The sequence below is a fragment of the Pseudomonas syringae pv. cilantro genome (assembly GCF_001293775.1).
In the GTDB taxonomy this organism is placed as follows: domain Bacteria; phylum Pseudomonadota; class Gammaproteobacteria; order Pseudomonadales; family Pseudomonadaceae; genus Aquipseudomonas; species Aquipseudomonas syringae_P.
Genome location: NZ_LGLN01000022.1, coordinates 1 through 374 on the forward strand (window position 1 = coordinate 1; position 374 = coordinate 374).

Genomic DNA, 374 nt, shown 5'->3' on the forward strand with positions numbered 1-374 from the left:
CGAGGAGTACAGCAGGCGTTTAGGCAACAAGACCGTGCGCGTCCATAACCAATCGTTGAACAGACAGAAGCATGAAGTGGGTGCTCGGGGTCAAACCGATAGTTACAGCGAGCAACCCCGGCCTTTGATGCTGCCGCAAGAGGTTAACGAACTGCCTTATGACAAACAGTTGATCTTCGTACAGGGGACCAAAAACACGCCCCCCCTGAAGATTTTGGCCCGCAAGATTTTTTTCTACGAGGAAGAAGTGTTCAGGTCGCGGGCCAACATGCCGCCACCGCCGTTGCCTGTCGGTGACGCATCAAAAATAGACGCGCTCACCGTGCCGGTGCGGACCGTCGAAGCCAAGGTGGCAGTGGCCGACACCAAGCCCA

Annotated in this window: 1 protein-coding gene; it reads left to right on the top strand. The window is 56.1% G+C overall.

The window, feature by feature from the left end; all coding sequences use genetic code 11:
- Positions 1-374: type IV secretory system conjugative DNA transfer family protein (locus ABJ99_RS04135; RefSeq protein ID WP_154864389.1), on the top strand; the 374-nt coding region annotated here is incomplete at both ends.